Genomic DNA, 16,944 nt, shown 5'->3' with positions numbered 1-16,944 from the left:
CTCGGTACGTCTGAAATTCAAAGAATGTTGATTTTTACCAGTGTCTGCCCGCTGATGTATCCATGGTCGGCATTTTTGAGTGCCGCTTTCATGGTCGCTATATTCTGCTGATACGCTTGCTTGTTGGTCTTTAATTGACTTAGCAGCGATGTCGTCAATGCAAACGAGTCGGCATTCTTAAACGCTGTGCCGCGGTTGTAGTTGGTATTTGGAAAACTCGGCAGACCCATGGATAACTTGCCGTTGGCGAGATTTAGAAGCGGACTTACGTCCAATTGCTGAGAGCCACGCTGAAATATTCCGCTGTGTTCGGCGTAGGCGAAATCTTTGGTTTTCGGCGAGCCGTGGAAAACCTCATGAACGAAAGTATCGGCAGTGGTGCCTGGGTTGAAATGATCCCTGCGATAAGCTTCGTTGAAGTTGTTGCTGTAGACCCGGATGAATTCGTGATTGGTATTTTGCGCCTTGTTGCCGGTCTTCCAATCGTTGTAGAGCCCCCAATGCAGCTCGGCTACTGCGTCGCTGTCTTTACCGCTGTCGAGGATGAAGTTGCCGGGTTTGATATTTGAAAGATCTTCTTTGACTGCAAGCAGGTAGTCGCGGTAAGTACTTCGGGTTGCGGCAGAGTCATTCGCAAGCAGAAGGTCAAGAACCGCATTCGATTCCTGAATCAGCGTTGGGTCATTCAATACGTTGATGGCGTCGTCTACTCTTCTGCTGGCGAGTGGTAAACCTTCCTTGATAACTGTGCGAGCGTAGCTTTTAGGCATGACTTTATGCCAGTGTGGGGTGGAAAGTTTAAGTTTGAATTCAAAGCCCTTCAGTTTGGCTCCCCAAGACTCGCCCGATCGGTTCAGCGCGTACCATTCGTCATTACGGCGTATACCCCATACCTGGAAGGTATCCTGGGAAGTTTGCGCGGGACGCCAGGTTCCCAGGCGAATAGTGTCAGGGTCGACAGTTGCGGCCAGTTGGCGGTGTGGCGTTACGCCTGACCATTTACGCGCGTCGAAAATCGCGTTATCCAGGGCGGCCACGCTGCTGCGCCACGTTTTGCGCAACAGTTTTGCGCCATGTAAAAGCAGGTCGGATGCTCCGTCCAGCGGATTGAACAGGTTACTTACCAATCCGAATCCCGTCGAAGCGATCTTGCTGGCCTTGGTAGCAATGCTCATGCTTTTGGCGGCCAGGCTGGCAATCTGAGCGACGGCTCCGACGACTAACAAAACGGTCATCGCGGCTTCTAAAGTACAGGCTGCCGCCCCTTGGAGTTGTCGATCCAGATCGTCTGAGCTCAGGTCTTCGATACAGGATTTGAAGGGCACGACAAAATTGAGAAACGTATCCAGATCCTTTTCCCGTTTTACGCGCAATGCCTCCATCCTGGTCTGTCCCCAGCACTCTCTCACCAATTCATCGTAGGTCGCGATTGGCCTGTGCTTGAGGACGAAGTTCACCAATGAGTCGAACTCTGTCGAATAGAAACTCTGGTAATAACCGTTGATTTCTGGCGCCAGTGGAGACGCTGACAACTCACCGATTTTTTCGATCACACCAGAACTGACGTTGACGAGGCCGGGTGTGACCCCATGGGTATAACACTCGATGTTCGTGGGTAGCTGAAGCACCTTCGCGGGAGCGGAGTAGTTGTTCTCACTGCTGCGAACGGTTGTGCTTAAAAGGTTTTCCTCTTGGATAAGCGCTGCCAGCCTGGTGTTTTCACGGCAGGTTCCGTGCAAGGTGAATAATTCGTAACACGTCACTCGACCTTCGAAGTGTGAACAGATGACTACCCCGTAGCGACCTTTTGCCTCATCTATTTCCTTATGACTTTCTGTCGGTTTGCGCCCGGTCACTTTCAGGATCGCGTCAATGGTCGACGCTATGGGATTCGTGGGAAGGCTGGTGATCGAGTGGAGTTTCGCGACTGACGGCCTTACGGCGAACATCGTCACCTTGCCTTTTAGCAGGCGTGTCCGATCAGGCAGTGGCATTGATGAAAACGCCTGCTTCACATGCATGTTCATTGCTTGTACATGGGTCACATAGTCGCGATTGAACTGACGGTAGAACTCACCATCAGGAGCAATCAGGTTTGGGAGCATGTGGGGAAACGCTCTGTAGATGCTTTCGCCATCCTTAAGATCCCAGTCACCGGTCGCCAGATCATTGGACATGTGCAGTTCTACGGGCGATACGGGAAACGGGGTGGCGAAAATGTCCTGCTGCGGTCGATTCTTCTTCTGGTGAAGGACGTCTTTTTCAAGATAGGTGCATCCTTTGGCGACCTGCGTGAGGATGTCCAGTGCGACGCTTTTGCGAGTCGGCAGAGGGCGAGACAATGTTTCGGCCGTTTCGGCAAGCGTCTTTGCATGTCGGGCGTACGCACCTAATGCCACTTCAAGCGAGTCCGTGACCGACTTCTCTACGTCATCCGGCGTGACGATTTTGTTGAGTAACGCCCAATCAATCACCGGATCCACGGCAGCCAGAGCGTCGAGCGTCTTTCGCGACTCACAGACTCCGTCAAACTTCGACAGTTGGTGTAGCTGCGCATAAGTCATCGAGCGCGTCGATCCCGGCTCTATGATTTCCTGCACCGCGACGATCCGGCAAAATTCGACCCATTGCGGCGTGCCCAATGACAGGGTGGGAGGCAGCTCTCTTACCAGAAATTCCGGTGCGGCCTCTGCCAGCAACAGGTGAGCGGCCAGTGCCGCATTTTTTTCGGTAATCCGGTGGTTCTCGATCAGGTGCCTTTCGAATTCCGTTTGGACATCGGCGAAGGATTTCTCTATGTGCTCGACAGCATATAAGTTGAAACCTGCCACATGATTGCGAGGCTCTTGCTCACCGACTCCCGGATGAAGATTGAGCAAGAGCGAAGTCAGCATCATTTGCTTGAGCGACTCATCGGGTTGGGGTTGGTTTTCTTGCGCTCCATACCAGCCCAGATCCCGCACGAAGGCGTTGGCCCAGTCAAAGGCGATGGGACTGGACGTCAGTTTTTCAAGAACGTCCTCAGCCTCCGAGCGTTTGAAGGGGGTAGACCGCCCGCCAAAAATGCTATTCGACAGATGCTCCAGTAGCGACTGATCCTTGATGTAACTGGTGATGAGTTTACGGAACTCACTGCGTTGAACCGCAGAAAGAGTGACTGAATTGTCGCCCCCGGCTTTGATCATTTCCCAAAAGTTGCCAAGCGGTGGACTCACTGGAGGCTTCAGCTCCATGAATGCTGTCAGCCTGGAACCTTCGGCGGCGGTTCGGGGAATGGTGTAACCATGGAATTTCAGCCATTGCGCCAACTCGACGTGGTCAGCGAGAGAGATGACACCACCGGTCAATTGCGCCATTTCAACCAATGCATGAAGATCATCTTTCAGATCCGGTGCAAGTTTGAATGCGTTCGCAAAGCCAAGTGTTTTGCCTGAATACCTTGCGTTTATTTCACCTTCGGAAGTGACTTCGAATAGTGAGTGCTCGGGAAATTTGAGGGTGGCCATCAGTTTTTTGAAGGCGCTTTGTTCGGACATTTTTTTCAGCAGTTCCCTGCCGGGTTGCAGAGCGTCTTCAAGCGTCGACCCGGACTCCAGGGAGACGGTGGCGCCTTCCAGCGTGATTGCTTGCGACGGGGTAAGGTTTTCTCTGCGCTGATTTAGCTTATATACAACCTCCATTCGTTCATTGTTGTCGCTTTGAATGTGATTGTCTTGAGTGGCGGTATAGGGAATAGATCTGGACAAGTATCTTTGAGTTGGAGAGTTTGCAAGCTTGTGGGTCATGATAAATCCATTTGTTTTGGGTTTTATGTTTGGTGGATCCTCTTTTGTTGTCTTGCGTTTATCAAGAATTTCTGTGTAAGTGTATTTTTCAAGTGTTGGGAAATCTGAGTTATTGTTTTTTAACTGAAGCGCCGCTGTCGCCGGTTGCGAACAGTACGTTTTTTTATCGTCATTGCATGCAGATCGAAAAATACAACTAAGGTTTTTGGTTGCGTTGTAAATATTAATAACATCTCCACGGTTTATTGTTTGGTTGGGGATGATTACGCTTGTGCCTGGCTTGCAGTAATGGAAAAGTGCAGTTCGTGCTTTGTTGCTGCTCGCAGGAATAAGTGATGAAAATGGATTTACCTGGTATTTGCGATGATGCCGAAGATCAATATTCGCTTCTATGGCTGCTGGACCCTCTAAGTGATCTGGAGGAGGAAGAGCCTGTGCCAATGGCGAAAGCCAGAACATTCGAAATCGGTTCGCTCGATGAAAGAGATGTTGATGGTGTTAATGTGAACGATCTGAGTGACGAAATATTGCATGGCTGTTCGGTCGTCGCTGACCCAGCCAGCTTTGATCCTGCATATTTTATTCGTGATCGCATTGATGAGACTGTGCAAGCGCTAGTGCCTGACGAAAAAAACAGGTCGCGGATAAAGCATGATTCAGAAGTGCTGATTAAATATATAGAGGCTAAGCAACCCAATCGCAGTGACATGCTTAAAGCCGAAAAAGATCCCGCCAACTGGAAGGAGAGAACATTTACATTGGCAGAGCTATGCACCGGCTATCATTATCGTGTGCTCAAAGACAGTGGGTACTCTGAAATACAATGGCCTTCCTACTATCCTGCCAAGCTTGTAAAGACTTTTGAGGGGGCCGACTATCAGGCTGACTTCAAAAAGTATGTTGCCGAAAGCTTACAGCATCCTGCGGCGCACGCTTTTGGGCGACTGTTAAAAAAAGCCGAACTCAACAAGCTGGTCGTAGAGTTCATCAAGAGTGACGCTCGCTCAATGGAAGACAGGATGATTGCCTTTGAGTATCTCAAAGGCTTGATCCCTGCGCGCCTTCTTAACTTGCACAGCGATCCGGATCTTGAGGTCGATAACGCCGTGTTTATCGGGCGCAGCAATCTGGGTCGCGGCGTGTTGTTTTTTCTGGGCGAAGACAGTGCTGCCATCGAATTTCCCGCCGGGCATGACGAGCGCGGAAGGTTTCTGGAAAACCATCCGGAACTGCAAAAGCGTCTGCTGAAGGGTGTTCCGTTGAGCGCGCAACAAAAACCTTACGTCCGTGATTTCAAATATCGGGGAATGGAATTTCCCCTGTTCGCGACGCGCCCAAACTATCGAGAGATTGTATTTCGATCCAGCACTGACATTGGCAAAGACCTTTTCGACCGGCAGATCGAACGAGCGTTGGCGGACATCGATACATTGGTATCAACCCACGCCGAGCGTATGACCGATATTGCGTTGGAAGTTGCCGGGTATCTGCTGCAATGCATTGCGTTCGCGGTTTCGATCCCTACCGGAGGAACGGCGGCCTGGGTGTCTGCACCGATTCGTATGCTGATTCCCTTCCTGTTGGGAATCGGGGCATCGGCAACTGATCTGATCCGTGCCGAAATCTCTGATGACCCTTCCGAGGCGGAACGTTTGAGGATCAACGCAGCGATCGGAGTTCTGTCTGAACTCGCCGGCCCCATTGCGGAAAAACTTTTGGGTAAAGCCCTTTCCATCACGGCCAAGAAAAACATCAGCCGCCGAGTGCTCGAAACGCTTAAGCGCAGCAACAGACCCTCGTTGGTGCGCAGACCCGCAGGCAGCATCAGCCATCAGTTGACGAGTACTGCTGGCAAAGAAATACCGGAGGCAGGTAAGGGGGTGCTTGTCGCAGGCTATCTGTCAGAGTTGGCGGGCGGGCCTAATGTGGCGCAGTCCCTCGCGACGAACTCACAGGTGGTGAGACTTTCCGGGCCGGAAAAAGGTTTTGTCTATCAAGGTTTCGTGTTCCGCGGGGACATGCGCGACCCGAAGGTAATCTTTGAAAAAGGGTTTACCCAACGCACACCAATCAGGGATCTCAACCAGGTCAACGGCTTCAAAGGTGGCTATGGAGGTGCTCACGATGCACTCGATCTTGATGGCGCCGGGATTTCGACCTCGGCTTTTTACAAAAAAGACGGCGCAGGTGCCTTTGTCTATGGTGGCCAAAAAGGCGGCTACACCTATTTCATCGATGCTCGTCAGTTGGAGGGATTCCATCTGTATGCCAATACCGAACTAGCGTTTCGCCCCGACTCCGGGTTGAAACAACTGCCTCCTTTGGAAATCAACTATGCCGTCGATCTACCGCCTGCCTTGATTCTCGGCGCCTATGACAAGACCGGGAGGTTCACTCCCAACCCCAAAGCGATCAATCGAGCGATCATGGCGAGTGAGATCAATCCATTGAAAGGCGGTGGTCGAGACGTGGGAAATAAATTCCGCCAGCCGCTGACTGATATCAACGGACTTGCTGGCGTCGATTTTGGTAACGAGGCGGTGGCCGAGCAGGAAGCCGTGCCGCCTGTGCCAGACACTACTCCGACGCCTGCACGACCACCGGCTAAAGTGGATGTCAATGACATCATCGCTTTCCGAGAGCGGCAGGAGGCTAAACGCAAACGCCCGAGTGCTTGAGTCGCGTTATTGGTCAGGCGTGAATAAAGGGAGAGAGGGCAAAATACTCTTGACCTTGTCCCGCAACTGATCGATAGAGAATGGCTTGCCGATGAAATACATGCCGTCAAGCACCTCGATGCTTTCGGCATAGCCGCTGGCGAACAGGATCGGCAATTCGGAACGCAGCAGGCGCGCCTGCTTGGCCAATTCACGACCGTCCATCACCGGCAAGCCGACATCGGTCATCATCAGATCGATGTCCTGGTCTTCGTCGTTGATGAACTCCAGCGCCTTTTCACAGCCATCGGCCTCAAGCACCCGGAACTCCAGTTCCTCCAGCACATCGACGATCAGCATGCGCACGATGGCATCGTCTTCGACGACTAGAATGGTGGAAGCGTTGGTGGGCATAGTGGGGCTCTCAAAAGTTGAATTTGCGATGGCGTCGATCGAAATCGCCGGGCTTTTTGCAGGATTAAGTGACGGATCACTACAAGTTCCCGACGCGCTACAAAAAACAATAGCCGCACAAGAGCCGCACAGAGTAGCCGCTCCTTTGCGCCAGGGCAGTGAAATGCAGGATTTTGCCGAAAAGCATGTCAGAAAAATGGATCGGCTCGGCCGTTTTGGGGCAGACTCGATGGCTTTCAACAGTTCGACAAGGCTACCCCATGACCTCAGCGTCTTCGGTTGAAGAGCAACGATTCCGTAAACTCCTGAGCCGCAACGTCAGCCTGCCGTTGGGTGTCGGCGTTATCAGCGCGGTTTTCTTCATTTCGCTGATCACCTACCTGCTGTCGGTGATCCAGTGGGTCCAGCACACCGACCGGGTGATCAATAATGCCAATGAGGCGATCAAGCTGACCGTTGATCTGGAAACCGGAATGCGCGGCTTCCTGCTCAGTAGCGACGAGCATTTTCTTGAGCCCTATGAGACGGCCAAGCCAAGAATAGAGGTCGCCCTCAATACCTTGCTCGAACTGACCGCAGACAACCCGGTCCAGACCGACCGCCTGCACCGGCTCCAGGCCTTGCACACGGAATGGGCCAATTACGCGCAATCGTTGATCGATTTGCAGCGCGCAAGCGGTGACTACCGCAGCGCAATCAAGGCCGGGCGTGGCAAGCGGCTGACCGATGAGATTCGCAAGCAATTCGAAGACGTGATCGACATGGAGCAGCAGTTGCGTGCCACGCGCAACGAGGAAGTGCGTCGTACCACGATTTGGAGCATCGCCCTTTATCTGTTGTTCGTGGCCGGTATCAGCGGGTTGCTGGCCTACATTGGCCGCCGGGATTTGCTCAACCTGTCCCAGAGCTACAGTGCCAACTTCGCCGCGCAACAGGCCAGCGCCCAGCGCCTGGAGCAGCAAGCCTGGTTGCGCAACGGCCAGACCGAACTGGCCGAGCAAGTCCTGGGGCAGTTATCCCTCAATCTGTTGGGGCGCAACATTCTGCAGTTCTGCGCACAATATCTGGGCACTGCCGTCGCGGCGATCTATGTCCGTGAGGAGCATGGTGGCCTCAAGCGCATTGCGTCTTATGGTTTCTCCCGGGAACAGGAGGCGCTTGAACAGCAGATTTACAGTGGTGAAGGCATTGTCGGCCAAGTGGCGCAACAGGCGCGCCTGATTCGTCTTGATGACGTGCCGGGCGACTACTTCAAAGTCAGCTCCGGCCTGGGCGAAGGTTTGCCACATAGCGTGCTGGTGGCGCCGACCAGCGACGATGACCGGGTCAACGGTGTGATTGAGCTGGGGTTCCTGCGGCCGCTGACGGATCGTGACGTCGAACTGCTTGAACTGATTGCCGCCAACATTGGCACCTCGATAGAGGCGGCTCGCTATCGCCAGCGCTTGCAGGAGGTGCTGGCCGAAACCCAGCAACTCAACGAAGAGCTACAGGTTCAGCAAGAAGAGCTCAAGACCGCCAATGAAGAACTGGAAGGGCAATCGCGGATTCTCAAGAAGTCCCAGGCTCACCTGGAAGCCCAGCAAATCGAACTGGAGCAAACCAACGAGCAACTTGCCGAACAGGCGCAGGTACTGGCCGAGCAACGCGATGCCATGGACCTGAAGAACACCGAATTGAATCAGGCCCAGGTTGAGCTCGAAGCGCGTGCCGAAGAGTTGCAGCGCTCCAGCAAGTACAAGTCCGAATTCCTCGCGAACATGTCCCACGAGCTACGCACGCCGCTGAACAGTTCGCTGATTCTGGCCAAACTGTTGGCGGAAAACCCGCAGGAAAACCTCAGCGCCGAGCAGGTCAAGTTCGCCGAGTCGATCTACTCCGCCGGCAACGACTTGCTCAACCTGATCAACGACATTCTCGACATTTCCAAGGTCGAGGCCGGCAAGCTCGACGTGCGTCCGGAGAACACCAGCGTCGAGCGCCTGGTGGAAGGTCTGCATGGCATGTTCCAGCCGTTGGCCGCAGACAAGAAACTGGATTTTGAGGTCCAGTTGCAGGCCGATGCGCCGCTGCTGGTGTTCACCGACCGCCAGCGTCTGGAGCAAGTGATCAAGAACCTGCTGTCCAACGCGGTGAAGTTCACCGAAAAGGGCACCGTCAGCCTGAGCGTCGCCGCTGTGCCGGGCGACGGCATTGCCTTTATCATCCGCGATTCCGGGATCGGCATCGCGCCCGAGCAGCAGGAAAGCATTTTCGAAGCTTTCCGTCAGGCCGATGGCTCCACCAACCGTCGTTACGGCGGTACCGGCCTGGGCCTGTCGATTTCCCGTGATCTGGCCAAGTTGCTGGGCGGCTCCATCAGCCTGACCAGCACGCCTGGGCAGGGCAGCGTGTTCACCCTGGTCTTGCCGCAGCACTACGTCGAACCGGGCGATACGCCTGTCGAAACGATGAAAGCCACACCGGTGGCCGTGCCGGCTCTTATATCGAAAAGCGCCGAGGTTGCCGCGCCTGTGCCGCTGGTTGCCGACGTCGACATTCCGCGCTTCGACGATGATCGCAACAACGCGCCATTCGCCACTCGTTGCATCCTGGTGGTGGAGGATGAGCCGGACTTTGCGCACATCCTCTACGATCTGGCCCATGAACTGGGTTATCAGTGCCTGGTGGCCCACGGTGCCGATGAAGGCTACGACCTGGCCAGGCAATTCATTCCCGATGCGATCCTGCTGGACATGCGCCTGCCGGATCATTCCGGGCTGTCGGTATTGCAGCGTCTGAAAGAACAGGCCGAAACCCGGCATATTCCGGTTCACGTGATTTCGGTCGAAGACCGCGTCGAGACCGCCATGCACATGGGCGCCATCGGTTACGCGGTCAAGCCGACCACGCGCGAGGAGCTCAAGGAGGTGTTTGCCCGCCTCGAAGCCAGGCTGACCCAGAAGGTCAAACGCATATTGCTGGTCGAAGACGATAATGTGCAGCGCGACAGCATCGCCCGACTGATCGGCGACGAAGACATCGAGATCACAGCCGTCGGCCTGGCGCAGGATGCACTCGACCTGCTGCGCACCACGATTTTCGACTGCATGATCATCGACCTGAAGCTGCCGGACATGCTCGGCAACGACTTGCTCAAGCGCATGTCCACCGAGGATATCTGCTCGTTCCCGCCGGTGATCGTCTATACCGGGCGCAACCTGACCCGGGACGAAGAGGCCGAGCTGCGCAAGTATTCACGTTCGATCATCATCAAGGGCGCGCGCTCGCCCGAGCGGTTGCTGGATGAAGTGACACTCTTTCTGCACAAAGTCGAATCGCGGTTGTCCCATGAACGCCAAACGATGCTCAAGACCGCCCGCAGCCGCGACAAGGTCTTCGAGGGGCGCAAAGTGCTGCTGGTGGATGACGATGTACGCAACATTTTCGCCCTGACCAGTGCACTGGAGCAAAAGGGCGCCGTCGTGGTCATTGGCCGCAATGGCCGTGAAGCGATCGAGCGATTGAATGAAGTCGAGGACATCGACCTGGTGCTGATGGACGTGATGATGCCGGAAATGGATGGTTTCGAAGCCACCCTCGAAATCCGCAAGGATCCGCGCTGGCGCAAGCTGCCGATCATCGCAGTGACGGCCAAGGCCATGAAGGACGATCAGGAGCGCTGCTTGCAGGCCGGCTCAAACGATTATCTGGCCAAGCCCATCGACCTGGATCGCCTCTTTTCGTTGATTAGAGTGTGGTTACCGAAGATGGAACGCATCTAATGGAGCGCAATCCCGAAATCGAGTTGAGGTTGTTGATCGAGGCGATCTACCTCAAGTACAGCTACGATTTTCGCGATTACTCCGGCGCGTCGATCAAGCGTCGGGTCAGTCATGCGTTGAGCCAATTGGAGTGCAATACCATTTCGGCGCTGCAAGAGAAGGTCCTGCACGACCCGACCGCGTTCATGCAACTGCTGCAATTGCTCACGATCCCGGTCAGTGAAATGTTTCGCGACCCTTCACACTTCCTCGCCCTGCGTCAGGAAGTGGTGCCACTGCTCAAGACCTATCCGTCGATCAAGGTCTGGATCGCCGGTTGCAGCACCGGCGAGGAGGTCTATTCGATGGCGATTCTGCTGCGCGAAGAGGGCTTGCTGGAGCGCACCATCCTCTATGCCACTGACATCAACCCGCGCTCGCTGGATAAAGCCAGGCAGGGGATTTTTTCCATGGAGAATGTCCGGGCCTACACTCACAACTATCAGCAGGCCGGTGGTCAGCGTTCGTTCGCCGACTACTACACGGCGGCCTATGGCTACGCCATTTTCGACAAGAGCCTGTGTGACAACGTGACCTTTGCCGATCACAGCCTGGCCACCGACAGTGTGTTCTCGGAAACTCAATTAATTTCGTGTCGTAATGTATTGATTTATTTCAATAAAAAACTTCAGGATCGCGCCTTTGGCTTGTTTCACGAATCCCTTTGTCATCGGGGTTTTCTGGCACTGGGCAGCAAGGAAACCCTGGAATTCTCGGCCTACGGCAATCAGTTTGATCCGTTGGTCAAACCAGAGCGGATCTACCGCAAATCATGAACAGTGCAGGTTTGTCTTCTGTAGAGGTTATCGTGATCGGCGCCTCGGCCGTCTGCTTGTCGAGCTGGAACGAATCGCATGCCAAGTAACATTCAGGCCAAATTGCTGATCGTCGACGACCTGCCGGAGAACCTTCTGGCGCTCGAGGCCTTGATCAGGCGTGAGGACCGTATCGTCTATAAAGCCCTGTCCGCTGACGAAGCGTTGTCGCTGTTGTTGCAACACGAATTCGCCATGGCCATTCTCGATGTGCAGATGCCGGACATGAACGGCTTTGAACTGGCCGAATTGATGCGCGGCACGGAAAAAACCAAAAACATCCCGATTGTGTTCGTCAGTGCGGCCGGCCGCGAGCTGAATTACGCGTTCAAGGGCTACGAAAGCGGGGCCGTGGACTTCCTGTACAAACCGCTGGATGTTCACGCGGTCAAGAGCAAGGTCAATGTCTTCGTCGACCTGTATCGCCAGAGCAAGGCGATGAAGCAGCAGGTCGAAGCGCTGGAGCAAAGTCGGCGTGAGCAGGAGGCGCTGCTCAAACAGTTACAAACCACCCGGAATGAGCTGGAGCAAGCGGTGCGCATGCGTGACGATTTCATGTCCATCGTCGCTCATGAGGTGCGTACGCCGCTCAATGGCCTGATTCTGGAAACCCAGCTGCGCAAAATGCATCTGGCGCGGGCGAACGCCGCGGCGTTCACCCTGGACAAGATGCACGCCATGGTCGATCGCGACGAGCGGCAGATCAAAAGCCTGATCCGCCTGATCGAAGACATGCTCGATGTGTCACGGATCCGCACCGGCAAGCTGTCGATCCGCCCCAGTCGGTTTGACCTGGTGCAACTGGTGAAGAATCTCCTGCAGAACTTCGCACCCCAGGTCGAGGCCGCAGCCTCATCGGTCACCTTGACCGCCGACCAGCCCGTGGTGGGCAGCTGGGACGAGTTCCGTATCGAACAAGTGATTTCCAACTTGTTGACCAATGCGTTGCGTTATGGCTCCAGGAATCCGATCGACGTACGCGTGTACAATCACGACGGGCAAGCGCGGGTTGAGATTCAGGATCGCGGTATCGGGATCAGTGAAGAGAATCAGCAGCGCATTTTTCAGCAGTTCGAGCGGGTTTCCGCCAAGACCGTTGTGGCGGGCCTGGGCCTGGGGCTGTTTATTTCGCAGCAGATTGTCGCCGCCCATGGCGGCTCCATCACTGTCGAGAGCCGGATTGGCGAAGGCGCCTTGTTTCGCGTTTGTCTGCCGCTGCAGGAAAACAGCCCGATAAACGCAACCTCTGTGTGACCATACGGTCGTATCAGCAGCAATTGACCGAACAAAGGCTTTCCATGAGTGAAGATGCGCAAGATGTGGTACTGATCGTCGAGGACGACCCTTCGATTTTGATGGTGTTGTCTGCTTATTTGTCGGGTGAGGGTTATCGGGTGCTGCAAGCCGAAAACGGCGAGCAAGCCTTTGAAATTCTGGCGAGCAAGCCGCACCTGGACATGATGATCACCGACTTCCGCCTGCCGGGCGGGATTTCTGGCGTACAGATCGCCGAACCTGCGGTGAAGTTGCGACCGGAGCTCAAGGTGATCTTTATCAGCGGTTACCCGCAGGAAATCCGCGAGACCGACAGCCCGATCACCCGCAAAGCGCCGATCCTGGGCAAGCCGTTCGATCTGGATGTGTTGCAGCAGATCATGCAGGACATGCTCTCCTGAAGCTGCGTCGCACGGATCAATCCTGACCGCACGGCCCTGTAGGAGCTGGCGCAGCCTGCGATCTTTTGATCTTGATCTAAAGCCCTTGCTGCAACGCCGGATCATCCGGATTGAGCTGCTCCAGCTGCGCCAACAGGATCTGCACGTTCTGCAACTGCCCGCTTTCCTTCCAGTAGTTGATCAGCAGCACGCGCGCCTTGCGATCGGCCGGGTGGCGCTGGACGATTTCCTGCAACTGGTTCTGCGCCGCTTCCAGCTCCTGCTCGCCATGCAGCGTGGTGGCCAGGTCGTAACGGTAGTCCTTGTTGTCCGGCTCCAGTTCCACAGCTTTGGACAGCCCGAGCAGGGCGAACTCACTTTGCCCGTGGTGCAGCAGCCAGAGCCCCAACGCATGTTGCAGGTAGGCCGAATCGGGCTGGGCCTTTAACTGCTTCGCCAACAACTGCCTGGCGGCATCGCTTTGGCCCTGTCTATCCAGCACTTCGATCTGCATCACCAGCGCCGGCAGGTTGCCGGGCGCCAGTTGCAAGGTGCGCTCCAGTGCCTGCTGCGCGTCCTTCAGTTCGGCATTGTGCAAATGCAGACGCGCCAGTTGGTACTGGGTTTCAGCGCTTTGCGGCTGACGCTTGAGGACCTGTTCCCAAGCGTCGATGGCTTGCTCCAACGGCCCGAAATACAACCCCAGCTCATCCGGGGACAGGCCCAATAAGGCGTTGACCGCCGCAAACCGGACGCTTTGGTCGCTGTCATCGAGCAAGGGCCCCAGCAACAGACTGCGTTGCCCATTGGGCACCAGCCCGCCGACGCTTTTGATGGCCGCGATGCGCACATCCGCCGATGGATGTTGCAGGTCCGCATCCGCCAGTTTCAGAGCTTGGGGGCTGGGGTAGTTGGGCAGTTCGGCATGCAGCCAGACGCGGCGCTTGGCTGACAGGTCAGGGCGGCTCAATTGCTGGTAAAGGACCCGCGCCGCTCCCGGTTGCCCCGCGCGTGCCTGGGTCAGCGCTTCGCTGTAGCCGCGCCTGATTGCCTCCGGCACCACAGGTGTCGTGCTACGCAGGAAAAACCAGGCGAGGGCGAGGGCAAGCAGTACGCAGAGGCTGAGGAGCAGATAGCGGCGGGACTGAGGCATGCAGGAATCCGGGAGCTGGCGGGCTTTTGCAAAGTCACCAGCTTCGGTCAGGCAGGGCTGTGAGTCAAACCCTGACTCAATTCAGCACGTAGTCGTCGGGTTCGAGAGCGGGTGGCAAATCGGTGTGCCCCAGCGCTGCCAGCACTTCGCGCTCCAGTGTGCGCACAATGGCAGATCGTTCTCCAATTGGTATGGCTGACAGAGTAATCGACGGGGTCTATCAAAATAAGCGTGCCCATCGGCGAGTTTGCCTACAGGTTTTGTCGGCACTGAAACCTGTCGAGGCCCTGCAGCAATGACTACGCTTGCTGATAGGACTCGATGAGCGCTCCCATGCAACCGCTGCTTCAATACTTCAAGGCGATCCTCAACCCTGGGCGAGAGGTACTGCTGTTCGCCCTGAGGACCATTGTGGCCGGCCTGCTGACGCTGTATCTGGCCTTCCTGTTCGACCTTGAACAGCCCAAGTGGTCGATCATGGCGGTGGTCATCGTCAGCCAACCATTGGGTGGCATGGCCCTGGCCCGAAGCTTTGGCCAGGTCATCGGCACCACGTTCGGAGCGGTGGTGGCGGTGTTGATCATGGCGATCTTTCCTCAGGCGCCCCTGCCTTTCATCCTCACCCTGGCCTTGTGGCTGGCATTCTGTACCGCCGGCGGCACCCTGTTGCGCTACACCAGTTCCCAGGCATTTGTTCTGAGCGGGTACACGGCGGTAGTCGTGGCGCTGCTGGCGGTGCCCGATCAGGAGGGCACGTTCCTGCTGGCGGTCACTCGTGTGACCGAGACGCTTTTGGCGGTGGCTTGCGTGTGCGTGGTCAGCCTTCTCACGGCGCGGCCGGAAGCGGTGGCGCGGGATTACTTCGCCAAGATCGATCAGGTCATCAAGCTGCTCGCGACCCACGCTGCCGCCGTCATCCGAACCGAAGAAAGTGAGGCCGATTTCCATCGGCGGCAGATGCAGCTGCTCGGTGCAATCAGCGCTCTGGAGGGGGTACGTCGGCATTTATATTACGATGCGCCACGGTTGCGCAGCGCCAATAGTCTGGTGCAACTGCTGGGCAATCAACTGGTGCTGCTGACTTCGCGGTTGACGGCCTTGCGTCACCAGCGGCTACTGCTCACTGAACGCTGGGAAGGCGCGTTGCCGGAAGAGATACAACGTTTGCGCGCCGAAGAACTGGCGTTTCTCGATGAGTTGGCCCTGCAAGGGCGTTCACTGTCGAGCGAGGCACGGCACCATTTCGCCGCACTGCAACAGCGCTTCGATGACCAGGCCTACAAGGCCGAACAACTCACCGAGACGATGCCTGCCACCCTGCGTTCATTGGCCTGGGCACTGCGCTGGGAGCAGGCACGGATGTTAGAGCAACTGGGGCATGTTCTGGAACTGAGCGACGCGATCCAGGAAGGGCGTGAAGCCAGTTGCGTGTTCCTTGGCCAGGAAAATCCGCTGCATCTGGACTTCACATTGGCGGCAATGAATGCAATCCGGGCATTTGCCGCGTTGCTGGTGGCCGGTCTGATCTGGATCGAGACCGCTTGGGACGGTGCCCGTGGCGGCATGATTGTGGTGGGGATTCTCTGTTCGCTGATGGCGACTTTTCCGCGGCCGTTGCTGGCCGCGCAAAGCTTTGCCAGGGGGCTGGGTCTGGCCTTGGTGGTGTCGGCGCTCTATCTGTTCCTGCTCATACCGATGATCAGTAACTTCGAGTTACTCGCCTTGTTGCTTGCCCCATTGCTGTATGCCGTCGCGGTGGGGCTGTCCAGTCCGTCAACCACGGGCACAGGCATTGGTCTTGGACTGACGACAATGCTGTTGCTGGGCCCTCAAAACGCAGGAGTTGGCCAAAACAGTGCCATTGCGTGGTTCGAGTTTGCCGGTGCGTATATCAGCGCAACCGCGCTGGCGCTCAGTGTCTACGCCTTGATCTTTCCGTTCAGGCCCGTTTTGCGGATACACCGGCTGTTCAATGAAAACTGCGAACAGGTCTACGCTTTGCTGAAGACGCCGGCCACCGATGAACAGCAATTTGCGTTTGAAAGCCGCATGGTCGATCGCCTGACCATGATGCTGGGGCTATTGCCGGCTACCAACGACAAGCATTCCAGCGAGCTGTTCGAAGTCAGCCTCGGGTGTATGGCACTGGGTGTGGCTTTGAACCAGCTCAGGCAACAGGGGCAAAGCAACACGTTGCTGAGTACAGAACAACAAAACCGTTTGCTGGCTGCCGTCCGGGAGACCGGACGATTGATCGCCGGGCGCCCCGGGATTGACCTCGAGCCGCTGCTCGGAAACTTGCGTGTCTTGGGCGATGAATTGGACGACTTGCATTTGGACGTTCATGAACACCTGTGGTCGGTATTCAGGATGCGCGTGGCATTGTTGATCGTGGTGTCGTTTCTGGAGCGACATCGCCAATACTTTCAACCCGCCCAAACGGAAGGAGCGCCAGCCCTTGCCCATTGATTTTGAATTGGGTGGCGTCTACTTGCCGCCGATTGCTCAGGCTTTACTGCTGGCCCTGCCGATTTTCCTGCTGCTGGACTGGATCTTGCGCCGCTTTGGCGTGCTGCGGTTCGTCTGGCATGAAGCCCTGTTCGAAGGCGCGTTATATGCCTGCGTATGCGCAACCCTGGTCCTGGTGATGGGAGCCTGATGC

General features: G+C 55.9%; 11 protein-coding genes and 1 pseudogene. 8 read left to right on the top strand and 4 right to left on the bottom strand.

All coding sequences use genetic code 11. From position 1 onward, the window contains the following. Positions 1-17: 17 nt before the first annotated feature. Positions 18-4,244, bottom strand: a complete 4,227-nt coding sequence (locus LOY38_RS15145) for a hypothetical protein (protein ID WP_258695914.1) — start codon at positions 4,242-4,244, stop codon at positions 18-20. Here LOY38_RS15145 and LOY38_RS15140 point away from each other — a divergent pair. Next, on the top strand, positions 4,127-6,463 hold the full coding sequence (locus LOY38_RS15140; RefSeq protein ID WP_258700730.1) for a hypothetical protein: 2,337 nt from the start codon (positions 4,127-4,129) through the stop codon (positions 6,461-6,463). The two genes, LOY38_RS15145 and LOY38_RS15140, sit on opposite strands and share 118 nt — an antisense overlap. Positions 6,464-6,469: 6 nt before the next feature. Here the strand turns inward: LOY38_RS15140 and LOY38_RS15135 are convergent, their stop codons facing one another. Then, the gene (locus LOY38_RS15135) at positions 6,470-6,856 is read right to left on the bottom strand and encodes a response regulator (RefSeq protein WP_258695913.1); all 387 of its coding nucleotides are present in this window, start codon (positions 6,854-6,856) and stop codon (positions 6,470-6,472) included. Between LOY38_RS15135 and LOY38_RS15130 the strand changes: the two genes are divergently transcribed. The 5 genes from LOY38_RS15130 (at position 6,834) to LOY38_RS15110 (ending at position 13,150) form a co-directional block, all read left to right on the top strand. Continuing rightward, the gene (locus LOY38_RS15130) at positions 6,834-7,139 is read left to right on the top strand and encodes a hypothetical protein (protein WP_258695912.1); all 306 of its coding nucleotides are present in this window, start codon (positions 6,834-6,836) and stop codon (positions 7,137-7,139) included. The two genes, LOY38_RS15135 and LOY38_RS15130, sit on opposite strands and share 23 nt — an antisense overlap. Beyond that, on the top strand, positions 7,117-10,620 hold the full coding sequence (locus tag LOY38_RS15125; RefSeq protein ID WP_258695911.1) for a response regulator: 3,504 nt from the start codon (positions 7,117-7,119) through the stop codon (positions 10,618-10,620). The genes LOY38_RS15130 and LOY38_RS15125 overlap by 23 nt, the downstream gene beginning before the upstream one ends. Continuing rightward, the gene (locus tag LOY38_RS15120; RefSeq protein ID WP_258695910.1) at positions 10,620-11,435 is read left to right on the top strand and encodes a protein-glutamate O-methyltransferase CheR; all 816 of its coding nucleotides are present in this window, start codon (positions 10,620-10,622) and stop codon (positions 11,433-11,435) included. Before LOY38_RS15125 ends, LOY38_RS15120 begins: the two co-directional genes overlap by 1 nt. A 78-nt stretch (positions 11,436-11,513) precedes the next feature. Further along, positions 11,514-12,728, top strand: a complete 1,215-nt coding sequence (locus LOY38_RS15115; RefSeq protein WP_258695909.1) for a hybrid sensor histidine kinase/response regulator — start codon at positions 11,514-11,516, stop codon at positions 12,726-12,728. A gap of 44 nt (positions 12,729-12,772) precedes the next feature. Beyond that, on the top strand, positions 12,773-13,150 hold the full coding sequence (locus LOY38_RS15110) for a response regulator (RefSeq protein WP_007905602.1): 378 nt from the start codon (positions 12,773-12,775) through the stop codon (positions 13,148-13,150). 76 nt (positions 13,151-13,226) lie between these two features. On the opposite strand, the gene LOY38_RS15105 is transcribed toward LOY38_RS15110, so the two are convergent. Together LOY38_RS15105 and LOY38_RS15100 are read right to left on the bottom strand one after the other, a co-directional pair. Further along, the gene (locus LOY38_RS15105) at positions 13,227-14,282 is read right to left on the bottom strand and encodes a tetratricopeptide repeat protein (protein WP_258695908.1); all 1,056 of its coding nucleotides are present in this window, start codon (positions 14,280-14,282) and stop codon (positions 13,227-13,229) included. 76 nt (positions 14,283-14,358) lie between these two features. Continuing rightward, a pseudogene (locus LOY38_RS15100) lies at positions 14,359-14,457 on the bottom strand (bestrophin); the annotation flags it as partial. Between the two features lie 146 nt (positions 14,458-14,603). Here LOY38_RS15100 and LOY38_RS15095 point away from each other — a divergent pair. Together LOY38_RS15095 and LOY38_RS15090 are read left to right on the top strand one after the other, a co-directional pair. After that, the gene (locus tag LOY38_RS15095; protein WP_258695907.1) at positions 14,604-16,751 is read left to right on the top strand and encodes an FUSC family protein; all 2,148 of its coding nucleotides are present in this window, start codon (positions 14,604-14,606) and stop codon (positions 16,749-16,751) included. Further along, the gene (locus LOY38_RS15090) at positions 16,741-16,941 is read left to right on the top strand and encodes a DUF1656 domain-containing protein (protein WP_258695906.1); all 201 of its coding nucleotides are present in this window, start codon (positions 16,741-16,743) and stop codon (positions 16,939-16,941) included. Before LOY38_RS15095 ends, LOY38_RS15090 begins: the two co-directional genes overlap by 11 nt. Positions 16,942-16,944: the final 3 nt, after the last annotated feature.

Source organism: Pseudomonas sp. B21-015 (assembly GCF_024749285.1).
Taxonomy (GTDB): domain Bacteria; phylum Pseudomonadota; class Gammaproteobacteria; order Pseudomonadales; family Pseudomonadaceae; genus Aquipseudomonas.
Note: the sequence above shows the minus strand (reverse complement) of the source record. Positions and strands in the feature narration are given on the sequence as shown.